Annotated in this window: 20 protein-coding genes and 1 tRNA gene; 11 read left to right on the top strand and 10 right to left on the bottom strand. The window is 62.7% G+C overall.

The features are described from left to right. The first annotated feature begins 264 nt into the window (after positions 1–264). The 9 genes from KIH45_RS03890 to KIH45_RS03845 all read left to right on the top strand — a co-directional run bounded on the left by KIH45_RS03890 (position 265) and on the right by KIH45_RS03845 (position 6,927). Positions 265–498, top strand: a complete 234-nt coding sequence (locus tag KIH45_RS03890; RefSeq protein WP_213174630.1) for a hypothetical protein — start codon at positions 265–267, stop codon at positions 496–498. After that, on the top strand, positions 495–1,046 hold the full coding sequence (locus KIH45_RS03885; protein ID WP_213174629.1) for a hypothetical protein: 552 nt from the start codon (positions 495–497) through the stop codon (positions 1,044–1,046). The genes KIH45_RS03890 and KIH45_RS03885 overlap by 4 nt, the downstream gene beginning before the upstream one ends. Further along, on the top strand, positions 1,046–1,267 hold the full coding sequence (locus KIH45_RS03880) for a hypothetical protein (protein WP_213174628.1): 222 nt from the start codon (positions 1,046–1,048) through the stop codon (positions 1,265–1,267). The genes KIH45_RS03885 and KIH45_RS03880 overlap by 1 nt, the downstream gene beginning before the upstream one ends. A gap of 380 nt (positions 1,268–1,647) precedes the next feature. After that, positions 1,648–3,258 carry a terminase large subunit gene (locus tag KIH45_RS03870; RefSeq protein WP_213174626.1) on the top strand — a complete coding sequence of 537 codons (1,611 nt, stop codon included), beginning with the start codon at positions 1,648–1,650 and terminating at the stop codon, positions 3,256–3,258. A gap of 128 nt (positions 3,259–3,386) precedes the next feature. Further along, complete coding sequence (locus tag KIH45_RS03865) at positions 3,387–4,607, top strand: phage major capsid protein (RefSeq protein ID WP_225899609.1); 1,221 nt, start codon at positions 3,387–3,389, stop codon at positions 4,605–4,607. 2 nt (positions 4,608–4,609) lie between these two features. Beyond that, entirely contained in the window at positions 4,610–5,170 is a 561-nt protein-coding gene (locus tag KIH45_RS03860; RefSeq protein WP_213174625.1) for an HK97 family phage prohead protease, read from the top strand. Then, the gene (locus KIH45_RS03855; RefSeq protein WP_213174624.1) at positions 5,158–6,309 is read left to right on the top strand and encodes a phage portal protein; all 1,152 of its coding nucleotides are present in this window, start codon (positions 5,158–5,160) and stop codon (positions 6,307–6,309) included. The genes KIH45_RS03860 and KIH45_RS03855 overlap by 13 nt, the downstream gene beginning before the upstream one ends. Then, on the top strand, positions 6,302–6,661 hold the full coding sequence (locus KIH45_RS03850; protein ID WP_213174623.1) for a phage head closure protein: 360 nt from the start codon (positions 6,302–6,304) through the stop codon (positions 6,659–6,661). The genes KIH45_RS03855 and KIH45_RS03850 overlap by 8 nt, the downstream gene beginning before the upstream one ends. Beyond that, positions 6,658–6,927, top strand: coding sequence for a head-tail connector protein (locus tag KIH45_RS03845; protein ID WP_213174622.1), 270 nt, complete (start codon positions 6,658–6,660; stop codon positions 6,925–6,927). Before KIH45_RS03850 ends, KIH45_RS03845 begins: the two co-directional genes overlap by 4 nt. A 91-nt stretch (positions 6,928–7,018) precedes the next feature. On the opposite strand, the gene KIH45_RS03840 is transcribed toward KIH45_RS03845, so the two are convergent. The 6 genes from KIH45_RS03840 to KIH45_RS03815 form a co-directional block, all read right to left on the bottom strand. Beyond that, positions 7,019–7,094: transfer RNA gene (locus KIH45_RS03840), tRNA-Lys, on the bottom strand. A gap of 118 nt (positions 7,095–7,212) precedes the next feature. Continuing rightward, positions 7,213–8,328, bottom strand: coding sequence for a rod shape-determining protein RodA (gene rodA / locus KIH45_RS03835; protein ID WP_213174703.1), 1,116 nt, complete (start codon positions 8,326–8,328; stop codon positions 7,213–7,215). A gap of 2 nt (positions 8,329–8,330) precedes the next feature. Next, the gene (gene mrdA, locus KIH45_RS03830) at positions 8,331–10,472 is read right to left on the bottom strand and encodes a penicillin-binding protein 2 (protein WP_213174621.1); all 2,142 of its coding nucleotides are present in this window, start codon (positions 10,470–10,472) and stop codon (positions 8,331–8,333) included. Further along, on the bottom strand, positions 10,472–11,029 hold the full coding sequence (gene mreD / locus KIH45_RS03825; protein ID WP_213174620.1) for a rod shape-determining protein MreD: 558 nt from the start codon (positions 11,027–11,029) through the stop codon (positions 10,472–10,474). Before mreD ends, mrdA begins: the two co-directional genes overlap by 1 nt. Next, entirely contained in the window at positions 11,026–11,907 is an 882-nt protein-coding gene (gene mreC, locus KIH45_RS03820) for a rod shape-determining protein MreC (protein WP_213174619.1), read from the bottom strand. Before mreC ends, mreD begins: the two co-directional genes overlap by 4 nt. Before the next feature lie 28 nt (positions 11,908–11,935). Further along, complete coding sequence (locus KIH45_RS03815; RefSeq protein WP_213174702.1) at positions 11,936–12,985, bottom strand: rod shape-determining protein; 1,050 nt, start codon at positions 12,983–12,985, stop codon at positions 11,936–11,938. Positions 12,986–13,156: 171 nt separating this feature from the next. Between KIH45_RS03815 and mutL the strand changes: the two genes are divergently transcribed. After that, positions 13,157–15,022 carry a DNA mismatch repair endonuclease MutL gene (mutL, locus tag KIH45_RS03810; protein ID WP_213174618.1) on the top strand — a complete coding sequence of 622 codons (1,866 nt, stop codon included), beginning with the start codon at positions 13,157–13,159 and terminating at the stop codon, positions 15,020–15,022. 27 nt (positions 15,023–15,049) lie between these two features. After that, positions 15,050–15,544, top strand: coding sequence for a hypothetical protein (locus tag KIH45_RS03805; protein ID WP_213174617.1), 495 nt, complete (start codon positions 15,050–15,052; stop codon positions 15,542–15,544). A 1-nt stretch (position 15,545) separates the two neighbouring features. Here the strand turns inward: KIH45_RS03805 and KIH45_RS03800 are convergent, their stop codons facing one another. The 4 genes from KIH45_RS03800 to ychF form a co-directional block, all read right to left on the bottom strand. Continuing rightward, positions 15,546–15,992, bottom strand: a complete 447-nt coding sequence (locus KIH45_RS03800) for a MaoC family dehydratase (RefSeq protein ID WP_213174616.1) — start codon at positions 15,990–15,992, stop codon at positions 15,546–15,548. A gap of 71 nt (positions 15,993–16,063) precedes the next feature. Further along, a complete protein-coding gene (locus KIH45_RS03795) occupies positions 16,064–16,864 on the bottom strand; it encodes a DUF1206 domain-containing protein (protein ID WP_213174615.1) in 801 nt (266 codons plus the stop codon). A 64-nt stretch (positions 16,865–16,928) separates the two neighbouring features. Next, a complete protein-coding gene (locus KIH45_RS03790) occupies positions 16,929–17,690 on the bottom strand; it encodes a glutaredoxin (RefSeq protein ID WP_225899608.1) in 762 nt (253 codons plus the stop codon). Positions 17,691–17,728: 38 nt separating this feature from the next. Beyond that, positions 17,729–18,829 carry a redox-regulated ATPase YchF gene (ychF, locus tag KIH45_RS03785; protein ID WP_213174614.1) on the bottom strand — a complete coding sequence of 367 codons (1,101 nt, stop codon included), beginning with the start codon at positions 18,827–18,829 and terminating at the stop codon, positions 17,729–17,731.

The raw sequence follows: 18,829 nt of genomic DNA, 5'->3' as shown, positions 1-18,829 counted from the left end.
ACATCTTCCAGCCCGACGAATGCGCCAACTACTTTAAATCATGCGGCTATGAGCCGGAATGAACGGAAACCGCTCTAGAGCCGCAAGAAAGACGCTCGAACAATGGGGCGAAATCGAAATGCTGACATCCGCAAACAGTTGGGATGGACCGGCGACCTATCAATTCAAAGGTGAGCAAAAATGACCACCCATATTAACTTACACCCTTCTCCTGCCTCCCCCCCTAATCCCTACGCGGGCCAAACTGGGCAAATTCTCTACGGGGTGAAACGGATTGCCGCATGGCTTGGCAGCGCATCGACCGCGCCGCTGACCCCGAGGCAGGTTGCCTACATGATCGAGCAAGGACGACTGCCGACCTTTCGCATGGGAGCCATCATCTGTTCGACCCCCGCCATGCTGGACGAACATTTCCGGCGCTTGGCCGACGAGAATGTCAGCCGTTCGGAACAACCGGAAATCACTGGCGAGGGCGAAGGCGGGGAGGGTTCCGTATGATCGGCGCGGGCAGAATGACCCATGGGAAAAGCGAGGGCGATATGAGCGAAATTAAGATCACGAGCATGACGCTGCTGAACAAGCCTGCGAACTCAAATGGCATAACCGAGTTGGCCTACTTCGACTTTGAGGACGGCACCTATTCATTCCGAGGCTGCGCGCTATTGCGCTTCGATGGCGGGCATGGTGCGCGAGTCTCGCTGCCGCAGGTTTACAAGGTGCCTGACGTTGTGCGCCTGATCCGCTTCACTGACATGGATCTGATGCAGCTTGTGCGCGAGATGGCAGAGCGCAAGTTCATGGATATGGGCGGCGACCCTGACCTGATCCTAGACGACCGGCGCGGGCATGATGCTGACGGCTGGCCTACCCATCCCGAACACCCAGCCAACAAGGGGCCGAGCCGCATGGACAAGCGCCTTGCCGATGGGGTGAGGGCAATTGAACCTGTGGACCCGTGGGCAAACGAACGTGATAAGCGGCCCGATGGGCAAGGCATCTGCCTGCCGCCGCCGATCCGGCAGAACGCAGGGCAGGGGGACAAGTGATGCAGGACTATCAAAAGCGCCGCGTGCACGACTTCTGCGACTGGCTCGACACGATCCCGCCGCACCCGCCATATCACACGCGCCCCGGCTTCAAGATGCTATGGGGCGACCTCACACCGGAGATGTTAGCGGCAGCGCAAATCGAAATGCGGCGCAGGGCAGCAAGCGACTTTGCCGAAGCCGATGCACTGCAAGCGGACGCGGCTGCGAACGATGGCTGATTGGCCCTATTCGACCGCACGATGGCAGCGACTACGCAAAGCGCACTTGAGCCTTGAGCCGCTATGCCGAGATTGCACGCCCCGCCTAGTGCTTGCCGATACCGTGGATCACGTTGTCGCAATCAATGATGGCGGACCGGCATTCCCCGGCCATGATGGCTTGGCCAGCTACTGCACCGCCTGCCATTCCCGAAAGACGGCGCGGGGCAGCGAAGCAGGGGCGGCGAGAACGACGAAGCCGAGGCGCGGATGCAACCCGGACGGCAGCCCCATCGACGCGGCGCACCCGTGGAAAAAATCGCTAGGGGCTGACGCGCTAAGACCGCGCATGGTCCCTTTTCTTGAGTTAGTTCAGGAAAAGAATAAGAAAGCTGAACGTCATGGGGGCTAGAGGTCCGGGCGCGAAGCGGCAGCGACAGGTTGCGGCGCAGGCGGTTCCCGACGCTATCCAGCCATGGGAAGCCGAGGACCTGACCCGAGCCGAGCGGGTGATTGCATTTATCGAGTCCCTGCCGATCACTAAGGGGTTCGGCGCTGGCGAAAACATCAAGCTGCTGCCGTTTCAGCGCGATTGGATCATGGCGATCTACGCGACCGACGATGACGGCAAGCGCAGGGTTCGGACCGGGCTCATGTCCGTTGCGCGCGGGCAGGGTAAAACCGTCCTGGCAGCCATGCTTTGCCTTTGCCACCTATGCGGACCGGAAGCCGAACAGCGCGGCGAATGTTATTCAGCGGCGGCGACACAAGGGCAGGCGAGCCTGATCTTTGCCGAGATGGAAGCCGTCATCCTTTCGACCCCATGGATGGCCGCACGGCTTAACGTGCAACGGTTCCACAAGCGGATCGAGGACGAGGAAACCGGGTCCGTCTATCGGGCCTTGGCGAGCGATGGCGCGGCGATCCATGGCACGGCAAGTTCGTTCATCGTTTGCGACGAACTGGCCCAATGGAAAAAACGCGAACTGTTCGACGTTCTGCGCACGTCTATGGGCAAGCGGGCCGAGCCCCTGATGCTGGCGATCGGCACCCAGTCACCGAACCCGCTAAACATCATGTCGGAACTGGTGGACTACGCGGGCCGGATCAATTCGGGCGAGGTCGAGGACGCAAGTTTCCATGGTGCGGTTTATGCCGTCCCCGATGATGCCGACCCCTACGATCCCGAGAACTGGAAGCTGGCGAACCCGGCGCTAGGTATTTTCGTATCTGCCGAACAGATCGCGGACGAAGCCGACCGGGCGCAGCGAATGCCGACCTTTGAACCGGCGTTCTTGAACCTGCATTGCAACATGCGGGTGGATGCCGAACCCAAGGCGATCAATCCCGCCGAATGGGATGCCTGCGGCGAGACATTCGACCTTGAGGCGCTACGCGGGCGCAAATGCTATGCAGGGCTCGACCTTGCCGCCGTGCGCGACCTTGCGGCGCTTGTGCTTTACTTCCCGGACAGCGGCGCGGTCCTGCCCTATTTCTGGTGCCCGAAAGCGGGGATAGACCGGAAAGAGGAAATCGACCGGGTGCCCTATCGGACATGGGCGAAGCAGGGGCTTATCGAGGCGACCCCCGGCGCAGCCATCGACAAGCGGTTCATCGCGCGAAGGCTGGCCGAGATCGTGGCAGCCTATGACCTGCGCGGCGTTGCCTTCGACCGCTACGCAATCGAGGACCTGAAAGTCATTCTCGACGGCGAAGGCGTGAACCTGCCGCTTGAGGCTTGGGGGCAGGGCTATGTCTCCATGGGTCCCGCCGTGGATGCCTTCGAGGCGCTGATGCTGAAAGGCGAACTGTGCCATGCGATGCACCCGGTCCTGCGCTGGAACGCATCAAACATGATCTACGACACCGACCCGGCGGGCCTGCGCAAGCCGAACAAAAGCCGTTCCATCGACCGAATAGATGGCATGGCGGCGCTATTGATGGCCTGCGGCATCGCGGCCCGGGATAGCGGCCCGCATATCTTGAAGGGTGATGTTGCTTTCGTTTTGTAAGTAATTGGAAGCCGTTGTCTTTCACCGGCAAGGATTAAGGCGGCGACCCCCTGCTAAATTCGGCCAAGCCGAATTGGGGGCGGGCCGTGGGAACAGTCTCCATCGCGAATTTGATTAGGAGACTACCATTGCCGAAACTTTCCGACCTTCTCGAACAGCGCACTGCCGCGCATGACCGCATGAAAGCCGCCGATGCTAAGGGCGACGACGAGGCTTTCAAGACTGCCGAAACCGAATGGCGCGACCTTGGCCCCAAGATTGAACGGGCGAAGGCAATCGACAATGCCGAACGGCTAGAGGCTGGCGCGCCGGTTCATGGACAGGGCAGCGACCCCGCACTTAGCCGTGAACTGCGCCAATTCTCCATCGTCAAAATGATGGCCCACAAGGCAGGCATGGACGTGGACGCGGGCCGTGAAATCGAGATGCAGGCGGAACTGGCGAAACGTGCCGGCAAGGCTGCGCAGGGCTTCTATGTCCCGACCGAGGTTTTCGAACAGCGCGTAGGCACGACCACGACCGCAAGCGGCATCGTGGCCGATAGCTTTCGCCCCGATCTTTACACTAGCGCGCTGACGAACAAGGCGGTGGTTTCCCAGATGGGTGCAACCGTCCTGACCAGCCTGACCGGCGACGTTGTGCTGCCGCGCGAAACCGACAGCCCCGCCGTGGGATGGGTGGCCGAGAACGCGGCGCTTTCGAGCGATGACGGCGCTTTCGACACCGTGACCCTGACCCCGCACCATGTCGGCGCAATCAGCGAGTTTTCCCGGCAGCTTATGATGCAGGGCAGCCCCGACATTGAACGCCTCTTGCGTTCCATGCTGGCGCGGAACATCGCACTGGAAATCGACCGCGCCGCAATTAACGGCAGCGGTTCGGGCGCGGAACCCGCTGGCATCTTGCAAACCGCAGGCATTGGCAGCGAGGCGTTCGCTACTGACCTGTTCACGACCACGGCGGAAATGATCGCCACGGCGGACCTTGCCAATGTCGAGAACACCCGTGCATTCCTTGGCACGAACGGCATCAAGAAAACCGCGATGCTGGCGCTGGACACGACCGACCGACCGCTTGGCGAGGACGTTGTTTTCCATGGCGAGGCGCGCCGCTTCACCAATCAGGCACCCTCTAACCTTGGCGTTGGCACCGACGAACATGCGCTGATCTACGGCGACTGGTCCGACCTGCTGATCGGCGTTTGGAGCCAGCTCGACATTCTCGTGAACCCCTATGCCGAAACTGCCTACTCGAAAGGCAACGTGCTTGTGCGCGCGATGGCAACCGTGGACTTCGGAGTCCGTCGCCCCGCCTCTTTTGTCGAGGCAACCGGCATCACGGTTTCGTGACGATGACGGCGGCCCCCAACAGCGCCGCCATCGAGCGGCGAGCCTTCACCGAGATTCGAGCGGACGCCCGCAGCCGCCGGATCGAAGGCTATGCCGCGACGTTCGGCGCGGAAGCGGACTTAGGTTCTTTCGTGGAAACGATTGAGCCGGGTGCCTTCCGCGCCGCGTTATCGGGCGACATTCTCGCTCTTTACGATCACGACATGGGCAAGGTCCTGGGCCGCACGAAAAGCGGCACCCTTCGGCTTTCCGAGGATAGCCGGGGCTTGGCCTTCGACCTTTTACTGCCCGAAACACAAGCCGGGCGCGACGTGCTGGCGCTGGCCGAACGAAACGACCTTGGCGGCATGTCTTTCGGGTTCACGATCCCCGAGGGCGGCGAGCGATGGGAAGGGCACAAGCGCAGCCTTACCAATATTGGCTTGCGCGAAATCAGCGTGGTTTCGGCTTGGCCTGCATACCCTGACACCGAGATTGCCTTGCGGGCGCTACAGATGGGCGCAGAGGCAGCGCGGCGGCGCAGGGTCCTAATTCTTGCGGAGGCTGCCCGATGGGATTCCTGACGCGCGTTAAAGAGGCTTTCGGGCTGGAAACGCGAACTGACCTTTCACCGACTGACCCGTCATGGCTTGCCATGTCCTACACGAACGGCGCGACCGCTGCCGTATCGGCCCGACAGGCGGAGAACCTTTCCGCCGTGCTGGCCTGCACCAATGCGATTGCATCGGCGCTGGCCTATGTCCCCGTATGGGTTTACCGGCGCGAACCGGACGGCACCCGGCGCGAGGTCCCCGATCACCCGATCATGCGCCTTGTCCGGGGCGGCGTGAACCGTGGCATGACGTGGCCCGAGTTCGTGGAACATTTCATCGCATCGGCGTTGCTGACCGGCAACGGACTGGCCGAGGTCGAGCGCGCCGGGAACGGACGCATGACCGGCCTGCGCTGGATACCGTGGCAGAATGTCACCGTCGCGCAGTTGTCGAGCGGACGGCTTGCCTATGACGTGAACGATGGCCTGCGCACCCGGCGCATTCTTGAAGGCGAGGCAATCCATCTGCGCGAACGAACCGATGACGGCGTTATCGGGCGCAGCCGCATCAGCCGCGCGAACGAAACCGTGGCAGGGGTCCGGTCCGCCGATGAATGGGCGCGCCAGTTTCTTGCCAATGGTGCGAACCCGTCCGGCATCATCACTAGCGACGGGATGATGACCGACGAACAGGTTACGCAGCTACGGACCCAGCTTGCCGACCGGGTGCAGGGCAGCGCCAATTCTGGCCGTCCCATGGTGCTGACCCAAGGGCTGCAATGGAAATCGGTTTCCATGTCGCCCGAGGATTCCGAACTGCTGGAAAGCCGCAAGTTCGGCATTGTCGAAATCTGCCGACTGTTTCAGGTGCCGCCCCCGATCATTCAGGCATACGAGAACAATACGTTCACGAACGCGGCGCAGGCGGGCCTATGGTTCGCCACGTTCTGCCTGACCCCGTGGGCGCGCCGGATCGAAACCGAGTTCGCCCGGTCTGTCTTTCCCGCTGGCAGCAATCTCGAACTTGAAATGGATCTTTCCGGCTTCCTGCGCGGAGATCCTGAAACCCGTTGGAAGGCGCATAAGATCGCAATTGAGACCGGCGTTCTGGATGCCGACGAAGTGCGGCAAATCGAAGGGTGGAACCCGAGGACGGGCAGCAATGGCTAAATCGCCTGTATCGGCTGACAAGCTGAAAGAGCGCGTAACGATCAAGGAGCGCGTGGGGACGCAAGACCCTACCTTCGGAACATGGACTTATTCGTGGGAGGAACTGGCGACAGTCTGGGCCGAGGTGCAGGACGTTCTACCAAGCCGTTCCGAACGGGTGGCCGATGGCATCACCATCGCGAACCGCCCCGCGCGCATTCGGATGCGCTATCGCGAGGACGTGGACAGCACAATGCGGTTCGAGGTCAACGGACGCACCCTGCATATCATCGCTGGTCCCGCCGAACTGGGCTTTAGGCAAGGGGTGGAATTTGTGGCCGAGGAACTGACAACCGCCGGGGAAGAAGCATGACCGACCTTGTGACACTGGCCGAGGCCAAAGACTATTTGCATGTCGATGGCAGCGCCGAGGATGGCACCATCGCACTGCTGATCGCAGCGGCGAGTGATGCCGTGGGCGAACTTGCGGACCTATGGGATGGAACCGGCGACGTTCCCGACCGCCTCAAGCTGGCCGTGCTGGCGCGGGTGGCCGTGACGTTCGACAGCCGAACCGACCTTAGAACGGGTGAGGGCGAACATCGCCTGATTGGGCCGCTGCACACGCAGAGCATTTAGGCGTTTGTTACCCGTGGCGTTACCCAAGCGCGGGTAACGGGCAAACCCCGCCCCTAGGGCAGCTAAAAAATCGTTGTTTTCTAGGGGTTTGTGGTGGACGCACTAGGGCTCGAACCTAGGACCCGCTGATTAAGAGTCAGCTGCTCTACCAACTGAGCTATGCGTCCACTTCGCCGCTTTGGAGCCGCGATACGGTGGCTGGCCGTTCAGGCCGTCCCCCGTGGGAGCGCTCCAAATAGTGATATGCGCGATTCGTGCAAGGGGTTTTTTGCAGAACGGTGAAACTTACTCGAAACTTCCCCGCACATCGCGTTTGCCCCACCGGTCCACCGCCATGATCAGGCCGACGCAGATCATGATCGTCATCATCGACGAGCCGCCATGGCTCATGAAGGGCAGGGGGATGCCGACCACGGGCGCAAGGCCCATGACCATCATCAGGTTCACCGCGGTATAGAAGAAGATCGTGGCGACAAGACCCGCCGCCAGCAAGCGCGAAAACCGGTCCGGAGCATCACGGGCAACCCGCAGGCCCCAGCGCAGGAGCCAGCCGAACACGAACAGCACGAATATCCCGCCCATCATGCCCCATTCCTCTGCCATCGTGGCGAAAACGAAGTCGGTGTGCGGTTCGGGCAGATAGTTCAGGTGGCTTTGCGTACCATTGCCAAAACCCTTGCCGAACAGGCCGCCAGACCCGATCGCGATCTTGGACTGGGTAATGTGGTAACCGGCCCCCAATGGATCGCTTTCGGGATCGAGGAAGGTCAGCACGCGCTGCTGCTGATAAGGGTGCAAGGCAAAGAAAAACAGCATCGGCACCGCAATCACCGCGGCCACGCCGCAGGTGATGAACCAGATCAGTGGCAGTCCGGCGAGGAACATCACGACCACGGCGCCGAAGACGATTGCCAAACTGGTCCCAAGGTCAGGCTGCATGAGGACGAGCCCCACGGGCACGCCAATCAGCGCCCCGGGGATAAGCAGTGAGCGGAATTCGCGCGTCGCACCGGGCGGCAGCATGTCGTAATAACGCGCCAGGATCAGAACGATGCCCGGTTTCATCAGCTCCGACGGTTGCAAGGTCATGAAACCGAGATTGAGCCAGCGCTGGCTACCGCCGCCGACAAAGCCCATCGCTTCCACCGCCATCAGCATCAGGACCAGCAGGACATAGACCGGCACGGCCATCATCTTGATGAAATCGCGCGAGAATTGCGCGATCACCATGGCCATGACGAGAAAGACGAGGAAGCGCACGATGTGGAGCGCGGACCATGGCATCCAGTGTCCACCCGCGGCGGAATAGAGCACGGCTGCGCCAAAGCAGACCAATAGCAGGAGCGGTATGATCACGCTCCACGGCTGACGCCCAAGGCCAGCGGGAAGGGAGGCCAGCATGCTCATCGGCGCGGCCCCGGCTGGTTGAAAGTCGGCGACGGGCTTGGCGAAGGCGTCGGACTGGGCGTGGGGGCAGGTGAGGGCGTTGAAGCCGGTGTCGGGGTGGCAGCGACCTGATTGTCGCCTTCGGGCGAGCGTGGCTGTTCGGCGGCGTTCACCGGTTGCGGGGCAGGGGTGTCCCCGCTCTGGCTCGTCGCGTTCTCAACCTCGCCCGTTTCCGGCTTTGGCGCCCCGCCGCCATAGGCGCGTTCATATGACTGGTATTTGCGTGACAGTCGTTCCTGCGCCGTGCCGCCCCATTCCTCTTCATAGCGGTGGAGCACTTCCAGCGCCTTGTGAGGGTCGAACAGGTACGTCATCACGTCGCGCGCCACCGGGTATGCCGACGATGAACCGGCACCATGCTCAATCGCGACGGCGCAGGCATACTTCGGCTTGTCGTAAGGTGCGAAGCAGACGAAGTGGCCGTGGTCGCGGTACTTCCACGGCACGCCCATGCCGCCGCGGCCGTAGGCGAGGCTGACGACCTGAGCTGTGCCGGTCTTCCCCGACAGTTCGATGCCATCCAGCGGCAGACGCGCGCGGCCCGCCGTGCCGGGGCCGTTCACGACGTCCCACATTGCCTTGCGCACGACTTCCAGATGCTCGTCAGGAATGTCGAGATGCGGGGCAGGGCGGGCGGGCGCCGTCATCAACAAGCGCGGCTGAAACCGCCGCCCGCTTGCGATGCGCGAAGTCATCACCGCCTGCTGGAGCGGGTTCACGAGGAAGTAGCCCTGACCGATCGTGGCGTTGACCGTATCGTAGGCCTGCCATTCCTGGCCGTACTTCTTCAGCTTCCAGGCAGGGTCCGGCACGGTGCCATAGGACTGGCTGGCGACGGGCAGAGGGTATTTGTAACCAAGCCCCAGTTCGCGGGCCATGTCGGAGATGATCTGCATCCCCACACGCTGCGCCATGGCGTAGAAATAGACGTCGCAGGACTGGTAGATGCCCTTGGCCATGTTCGTCGTGCCATGGCCGCGCCGGTTCCAGCAACCGAAGACACGGTTGCCGACACGCAGGCCGCCGCCACAGAACACGGTTTCTTCCGGATCCACTCCGGCCTTGAGCAAGGCGAGACTGACGAATGGCTTCACCGTCGATCCCGGTGGGTAAAGGCCCGACAGAACCTTGTTGCGCAGGGGAACGTGATCGTCCTCCGACAACATCTTCCATTCGACGCGGCCGATGCCGTCCGAAAAGCTGTTGGGATCGAAGCTGGGCATCGATGCCATGCACAGCAGGTCGCCCTTTTCGAGATCCATGACGACGACCGAACCGGATTCAAGGCCGATACGTCTCGCGGCATAGTCCTGCAGCTTGGCGTTGATGGTCAGCTTGACCGGGTCGCCCTGCACGTCCTCGCGCGTTTCGAGGTCGCGCACGATCTTGCCACTGGCGGTCACTTCGGCGCGGCGGGCACCGGGTTCACCGCGCAATTCCTGTTCGAAATACTTCTCCACCCCGTCCTTGCCGATCTTGAAGCCGGGGGTGATGAGCAGGGGGTTCTTCTCCTCCTCGTACTCTTCCGCCGACACGGTGCCGACATAGCCGAGCAAGTGCCCGACCGACGGGCCCGTGGGGTAATAGCGCGTGAAACCGCGCTGCGGCACGACGCCCGGAAGGTCGGGCAGGCGCACGGAAAGCGCCGCGAACTGTTCCCAGCCAACGCCGGTCGCAACTTCGACCGGGCGAAATCCGCGCGTACCGTCCAGCTTGTCGCGAAGGTCGGTGATGGCCGCCGGCGTCAGTTCCAGTACTTCGCCCAGCACCGCCAGCGTGCGATCCTTGTCGATCACGCGTTCGGGCACGAGGTCGACGCGAAAGTCCGCGCGGTTCGATGCCATAGGAATATTGTTGCGGTCGAGAATCCAGCCACGACGCGGCGGGATCAGTGTGAGATCGACGCGGTTCGATTCCGAGGCGAGGTTGTACTTCTCGTTCTCGGCCACGGCGAGATAGCCCATGCGCGCAGCCAGAAGCACGCCGATGCCGCCCTGCACGGAACCGATTACGAAGCTGCGCCGGTCGAACCGGTTGCGCAGTTCGCCGCTGCTGATCCGCTGAAGCAGACGCGCACCACGTTTACGCTTGAAAAGCATCAACCGAGCACTCGTATCCGGGCAAGTCGCAAGAGATCCAGAATCGCAATCACGCGGGTTAGTAACGGAAAGGCGATGAACGAAAGCAGAAGCTGCGGCAGTATCAGGCCGGGCGCGAAAGCCCCGCCCGCGATCGAGGCAACTACGTGCGAAAGCAGAAGATAAGCCGCGATCACCACGCTCGCAACCAGCCAGTCCTGCCAGAACCCGCGCCAGCGCAGCCAGCCGTCGATCAGTTCCATGCCGATCATCGCGATGGACCAGAGCAGGATCGCGCTACCGAAGGGCTGTCCGGAATAGAGATCGTCGATCAGCCCCAGCGGCGCACCGGCCCAGAGCGGCAGGAGACCGGGGCGCAGCAGGCGCCAGCCAACGAGCAACATGAACGACAACGGCGGAATGACGGGCGCCGAAGCGATCACCGGCGAGAGCGGGACCAGCGAGGCCAGCGCGATCGTCAGCCACGGCACCACTGTCGCAAGGGTGCGGGAAGGGGCGCGGTTGATGCGGCGGGAAAAGAGGCCAGAGCCGGGGAGCCGGTCGCCACCAAGGCTCACGGCGTGGTTTCCTGTGTCGGATCGCGAAGCTCTGTGATCGGCTGCCAGATCGGTTCGACCACCACGAACTCACTCGCCGCCGGGTCCGACACGATCTGCGCCACGGCACCGTCACGCGTCACGTTGCGCACTATGGCGACAGGCACATTAGGCCGGTAAAGCCCGCCGGAACCGGACGTTACGAAGACATCGCCCTTCTTCAGCGGATTGATGCCAAGATCGATCAGGCGAATGATCAGCGTGCCGTCTGCCTGTCCCTGCGCAAATCCGGAAATGTCGCCCTTCACGCGGCGCACGGGGACGACACTTTCGCCATCGGTGATGAGCAGGACACGGGCCGTACGGTTGCCGACTTCAAGGACGCGGCCGACAAGTCCCTTGGCCGAACGCACCGGCTGTCCGGGCTGAACCCCGTCACGCTTGCCAGCGCCCAGCAAGGCGAAGCGGCGGGTGCTGGTAGAACTGGAACCGATAAGCCGCGCGGTCGCGACCGGCGTTCCATCGGTTTCGCGAACGTCGAGCAGGGCCTTCAGCCGCGCATTTTCGGATTCGATTGCCTCCGCCTCCGCAAGGCGCGAGCGGGCGACTGCAAGCTCTTCCTTGAGCTGCGCGTTCTTGCTCCCGGCCTCGATGTAGCCGGAGATCACGTCGAAGAAGGTCTTGCCGCCAGAACGGGTCGTGGCCGAAACGCGGCCTGCGGGCGCGGCGACGTCATTGGCCGCCGCGCGGGCGAAGGCGAAGGCCGTGGGGTTGAGCAACGAAACGACGAGCACCACGAACCCGAGCGCTGCCCCGGCCGAAGCTGCGACATAGCTCGTGAATAGTCCGAGGTGCGCCCTTTTCGAAAAACCCGGACGCCGGTCTTGCGGCGCCGCCATGCCGTTCCCCTTCAGTTCGTCGCGGCCCTCAGGCCGTCATCAGCACGCCGCGATAGACCGGTTCTTCCAGCGCGCGGCCAGTGCCCAGCGCCACGCAGGACAGCGGGTCTTCGGCCACGGTGACCGGCAGGCCGGTTTCCTCGCGCAGGTATTCGTCCAGCCCGCTGATCAGCGCGCCGCCACCCGTCAGCACGATGCCCTGGTCGACGATGTCGGCGGCCAGTTCGGGCGCGGTGTTTTCAAGTGCGATGCGAACCGCCTCGACAATGGCGCCGATGGGTTCGTTGAGAGCTTCGGCGATGTTCGCCTGGTTGATCGTGATTTCCTTCGGCACGCCGTTCACAAGGTCGCGGCCGCGGATGTGGATCGTTTCGCCTTCGCCGTCTTCGGGGACGGTGGCGACAGCATAGTCCTGCTTGATGCGTTCCGCCGTCGATTCGCCGATTAGCAGGTTGTGGTGTCGGCGCACGTAGGAAACGATCGCTTCGTCCATCTTGTCACCGCCGACGCGAACGCTGGTGGTATAGGCAAGACCGCGCAGCGAAAGCACGGCAACTTCGGTCGTGCCGCCGCCGATGTCGACCACCATCGAGCCGACCGGTTCGGTAACCGGCATGTCCGCGCCGATCGCGGCGGCCATCGGTTCGAGGATCAGGTAGACCTGCGAAGCACCCGCATTGCTGGCCGCGTCGCGGATCGCGCGGCGTTCGACCGAGGTCGAGCCCGAGGGCACGCAGATCACGATTTCGGGATAGCGCAGCATCGACTTGCGACCGCCGTGGACCTTGCGGATGAAGTACTTGATCATTTCTTCCGCGACTTCGATGTCGGCGATGACACCGTCGCGCAGCGGGCGGATCGCCTCGATGCTGTCGGGCGTCTTGCCCATCATCATCTTCGCGTCGTCACCGACGGCCTTCACCTTCTTGATGCCGTTCAGCGTTTCGATCGCGACGACCGAGGGTTCGTTGAGAACGATACCGCGCCCTTCCACATAGACGAGCGTGTTCGCCGTGCCGAGGTCGATGGCCATGTTCTGCGAACCGAACTGGAAGAGGCGGGAAAAGAATGAGGACATGATCGGTGTGCGGTCCCTGAAAGTGTGGCGCCTGTTATGGCGCATGATGGTTTAATCGCAGTGTGACTAGCCCAAAAGCATAGACAGATGGAAAATATTTCGCGGGAGTTTGCGGGCTTTTCCACACCGTCCGCCTCGAAAAACACGGGGTTCGTCGCTAGACCTCGATCGATGCCTCAAATTCGCCGCCTTCCCGAGAACCTGGTGAACCGGATTGCCGCTGGCGAAGTGGTCGAAAGACCGGCCGCAGCGCTCAAGGAACTGGTCGAAAACGCCATTGATGCGGGCGCGACGCGGGTCGATATCGCGCTGAAGCTGGGCGGGCTCGACGGGATCGAGGTTACCGACGACGGCTGCGGCATGACGGCGGCCGACATGGAACTGGCGCTCGAACGCCATGCGACTTCCAAACTGCCGGACGAAGCGATCGAGCAGGTGACCACACTGGGCTTTCGCGGGGAAGCTCTGCCTTCCATCGCCAGCGTTGCGCGCCTGTCGATCGAAAGCCGCCCGCGCGGCGCGGAAGAGGGGTGGAAACGCGTGGTCGACCACGGGCGCGTCGTGGAAGAGGGGCCTGCCGCCCTGCCGGTGGGTACGCGCATCCGTGTGGACCATGTCTTCGCGAACGTACCTGCCCGCCGCAAGTTCCTGCGCACGCCGCGCAGCGAATATGCCGCGTGCCATGATGTCGTGCGCCGCCTTGCCATGGCGCGGCCCGATGTGGGCTTTTCCTTCTCCAACGATGGCCGCCGCATCGTGCAGGTTCAATCCGGAGAGGACGTCGCGACCCGCGTCTCACGCCTCGTCGCCCGCGAACTGGCCGATAACGCGGTTGAGGTCGATGTCGTGCGTGGTCCGGCAGAGGCTCCGATCCGCATGACCGGTGTTGCGGGCCTGCCGACCTACAACCGTGGCGTCGCCGATCACCAGTACCTGTTCGTGAACGGCCGTCCGGTAAAGGACCGGCTTCTGACGGGCGCTGTTCGCGGTGCCTATTCCGACATGCTGGCGCGCGATCGCCACGCGGTGCTGGCGTTGTTCCTCGACGTTCCGCCAGAGGAAGTCGACGTGAACGTCCACCCCGCCAAGACCGAAGTCCGCTTTCGCGATCCGGCGATGGTGCGCGGCATCATTGTGTCCGGCCTTCGCGATGCCCTGGCCAGCGGCGACAAGCGCAGCGCGCAGACGCCTGATGCAGGGGCAATGGGCGCGTGGATCCGCGAGGGCGATGCGCCGCGCCTGCCCGAAGGCGACAACCTCGCCCGCGACAATCGCGGCGTTTTTGCAGGGCAGGGCTGGCCGCAGCATGAACTGCCGCAGACGCCCCCCCAGACCCCCGCAATCTATCGCGACATGGAAGGGGCGATCCTGTCCGGTCCGGCGACGCTGGACCCTGCGCTTGCCCCGCAGGCGCGAGCAGAGGAAGCGCTCGAACAGCCCGGCGATGCCGAGAAGTTTCCAATGGGTGCCGCCCGCGGGCAGATCGCGCAGACCTATATCGTCGCCGAAGCTGCCGATGGCCTTGTAATCGTGGACCAGCACGCCGCGCACGAACGCCTGACGCTGGAACGCTTGAAAGCGGCAGGGGCAGAGGAAGGCATCACCCGCTCACAAGCCCTGCTGCTGCCCGAAGTGGTCGAGATGGAAGAGGCCGACTGCGACCGGATCGAGGAAGCGGCGGAAAAGCTGGGCACGTTCGGTCTCGCTGTCGAACGCTTTGGCCCCGACGCCATGCTTGTCCGCGCCATGCCCGCCGCTTTGAAGCGCGCGGATCCGGCAAAGCTGCTGCAGGACATTGCCGACGACATTGCCCGCAACGGCGATCCGCTGCTGCTGGGCGAAAAGCTCGACCTCGTGCTGGCAACGATGGCCTGTCACGGATCGGTGAGGGCAGGGCGCACGCTGTCGGTGGCGGAGATGAATGCACTGCTTCGAGAGATGGAGCGCACCCCGCGTTCAGGGCAGTGCAACCATGGCCGACCGACATGGGTGAAGCTGTCGATGGACGACGTCGAGAAACTGTTCGGCAGGCACTAGGCCGCCATTGATCGGGAGAATACCGGGATGCGTGTGAAGCTTGCGATCGTGTGCGGCATGGCCGGACTGCTGGCAGCCTGTTCAGAAGGGTCGGACCCGGCGCAGGACGCAGCCGACGTCGCCGAGATCGAGGCGATGCACGACATGCCCGCGATCAAGCAGATCAGTCCAGAACACATCCGCTATCCGGATATCGAAAAGAACAACCTGTTCGGCGTCAGCTGCGGCTTTGCTCCGGGCAACAGCATGAAGATCCTGTTTCTTGCGCAGGATGAGCACGGCTACATGAAGCTGGACGGCAAGATCGTCACGCTCGCGCCCGACAAGGGCAGTGCCGAACTGCCGGTAACGGGTTTCAGCAAGTATGACGGCAAGGAATTTTCGGTCACGATCGCGCTGGATGAAGGTAGTGAGGCGCAGGAAGCCATCGAACTGACCAAGTGGCGCGGCCGCATGACGGTGCGTGATCACAAGGATCGCGTCACCTTCGACAAGGACGGTCTTGTCGGTTGCGGAGCCTGACCTATCGGTTGGGATCGCAGCCGACCATTCCGGTCGACTTGAGTTCCATCACCATGTGATTGTCCTGATTGAAGAGGCGCATTTCGACTTCGATCAGGCCAAGCCCGGGGCGGGACCTGCTCTCACGTTTGTCCGCCACGACGCATTCCAGCGTCAGGACATCGCCGGGATAGACGGGGTGCGGCCAGCGTAACCGGTCCACGCCCAGTCCGCCCTTGCTGTCGAAACCGGAAAGCACATGCTCGACATAGAGCCGCATGGCGATGCCGCATGTCTGCCAACCACTGATCGACAGGCGCTCGAACGGCGTTCCGGCGGTGCCTTCGTCGGACAAGTGGAACGGCTGCGGGTCATACTTCGTGGCGAAGTCGATCGAGTCCTCGAGAGTGACTTCATATGCGCCGGCCCGCACGGTCTGGCCGACCACGATGCTTTCGAAATATTGCATCGCTGCCGACTAGACTACGCGGGCCGGTCGCTCAATGGAGTTGGATCAGGCCCATTTGGTTCAGACCCCGATCAAGCCCGGAACGCGGGCTTCATGCCGCCTGCGTCCATTTCCGGAATGATCCGGTACTGTGCGAGGATCAGGCTGAAGAGACCGAACATCAGGATGCCGATCGACACCAGCGTGAACCAGACGCCCTGTCCCGAAAGCGAAGCAACCGCGTCGCCCAGCGTCTTCACCTGTTCGCTGCCGCCGGACATGAAACCGGCCTTGAACAGCGACCAGCCGATGATGGCAAACACAACAGCACGCGCGATGTAACCTGCGCCGCCCAGCCAGCGGGTGAAGTCAGGAGCCTGCGCACTGATGCGGTGCATGAATTCGCCGGTGATGCCTTTCTTGGCCTGGAACACGGCCGCTGCGAAGAACGCGATGCCAAGAATGCCAAGCACGACGCCGCCCAGCGACATCGACAGCACGCCCGAAGCCGCTTCCTGCGCGCCGCCGCCCGAAGGATCGGTTTCGCTGGTCGCGAACTTGAACGCCGACCAGGCCATAGCAAGGTGGCCAATGGCGCTGCCGGCATGGCCGATGCGCTTGGCGATGCCCTTCTTGTCCGAACCGTTGTTCTCGATATCGAAGAACGTCGAGGCGAACCGGAACAGGGCATAGGCGAGAAGGCCCACGACCATGATCCACAGGATCACGGTGCCTGCGGGGAAATCCTCGATCGCCCGGAAGATGCCGTTCGTGCCTTGTGAAATCTTGCCTGCACTGGTGAGAGCAATGATGCCCAGCACCGAATAAAGGATGGCGCGCGAGAGGTATCCCACGCGCACAGCCCAATTAAACTTTTCCGATTTATCTACCATTCCGGCGTGTCCCCTTTGTCTTGGCTTAGGGAACGGGCGAAGCCGGATTTGGTGCCCGAGCCATTCAATAGGGCGCGAACAGCATCCAGAGCGCCATGGCGATCATCGCGAGGTTTTCGGTCAGCGAAACAAAGCCCAATGGCACGCGACCCGACCCACCGACGCAGGCGCATTTCAGCTCCCGCTTCTGGACATAGACGGCGTAAAAAACGCTGATCGCGCCGACTGTGCCGATGAACAGCGCCAGCGGGATCGACAGCCACGGCAGCAAGTGCCCCGCCATCAGAATGCCCGCCGTAGCCTCTGCAAACGGATAGATCCGCGCATAGGGAACCCAACGGCGGGCCAGCAGGTCATAGCCAAGGAACATCGTCGCGAACTTGTTGACGTCCTGCAGCTTCAGCATCGCAAGGATCGCCATCGAGAACGCCACGAACCATTCGGCTGCGCGCACCGTCAGCGGCGTGCCGAAGACCATCCAGCTGACCGCCAGTGCAAGTCCGGCAGCGATGGCAAAGACGGCAAGGACCGGCTGGTAACTGACCGCGTCCGGGTCCTGCACCTTGAGGCCGAGATGGCGGCGCAGGTCCTCGTACCCGCCGATCCGCTCACCGCCGATGAAGGTCTGCGGCGTGGTCTTCACGCCGTGCTCGGCCTTGAACGCCTCGGTCTGCTCTTTGGTGGTGAGGTGGTGGTCCTCGACCGTGAAGCCCCTGGTTTCAAGCAGGTGCTTCGCCTTCAGCCCGAAGGGGCAGACGTGCTTGTCCATCACCATGCGGTAGACAGTGGCAGTCTTGCTATCGGGGGAAGTGGGGGGCGTGTTCATGCCCCCCGATGTAGGAATGCCTTGGGGCTAATCCAAATTCAGACGTTGAACTTGAACATCATGATGTCGCCGTCCTTGACGACATAGTCCTTGCCTTCCTGACGCAGCTTGCCGCCTTCGCGTGCACCGCTTTCGCCGCCGAGCGCGATGTAGTCGTCGTAAGCGATCGTTTCTGCGCGGATGAAGCCGCGTTCGAAGTCGGTGTGAATCTCGCCAGCGGCCTGAGGCGCCTTCGCGCCATCGGGGAAGGTCCAGGCGCGGGCTTCCTTGGGGCCGGCGGTGAAGAACGTCTTTAGACCGAGCAGTTCGTATCCTGCGCGAATAACGCGGGCGAGGCCCGATTCCTCAAGGCCCATTTCGGCGAGGAATTCCTTGCGGTCTTCCGGCTCCATCGCGACGATCTCGCTCTCGATCGCGGCGGAGACGACGACAGCCTGCGCGCCTTCGGCTGCGGCCTTTTCGAAGACCTTTGCCGAAAGCTCGTTGCCGTCGGCTGCGTCTTCCTCGGCGACGTTGCACACGTAGAGCACCGGCTTTGCCGTCAGCAGCTGGGCCTGTGCGAAAACGCGGGCTTCCTCGTCGTCCTGCGGTTCGGTGAGGCGCGCGGGCTTGCCTTCGCGGAGAAGTTCCAGCGCCTGTCCCAGAACGGAGGCGATGATCTTCGATTCCTTGTCACCCGTCGTCGCGCGCTTGGCCGCGGCGGGGACGCGCTTTTCGAGGCTTTCGAGATCGGCCATCAGCAGTTCGGTTTCGACCACTTCGGCATCGGCCAGCGGATCGACCTTGTTGGCGACATGCTGGATGTCGTCATCCTCGAAACAGCGCAGGACGTGGACGATGGCGTCGACTTCGCGGATGTTGCCAAGGAACTGGTTGCCAAGGCCTTCGCCCTTCGACGCGCCTTTCACCAGGCCTGCGATGTCCACGAACGCCAGCTGCGTCGGGATGATCTTGGCGCTGCCGGCGATCTTCGCGATTTCTTCGAGACGCGCGTCGGGAACGCCGACCTGTCCGACGTTCGGTTCGATCGTGCAGAACGGATAGTTCGCCGCCTGCGCCGCCTGCGTTTCGGTCAGCGCGTTGAACAGCGTCGATTTGCCGACATTGGGAAGGCCCACGATGCCGCAACGAAAACCCAT

It is taken from the genome of Croceicoccus gelatinilyticus, assembly GCF_018398395.1.
Lineage (GTDB): Bacteria > Pseudomonadota > Alphaproteobacteria > Sphingomonadales > Sphingomonadaceae > Croceicoccus > Croceicoccus gelatinilyticus.
Note: the sequence above shows the minus strand (reverse complement) of the source record. Positions and strands in the feature narration are given on the sequence as shown.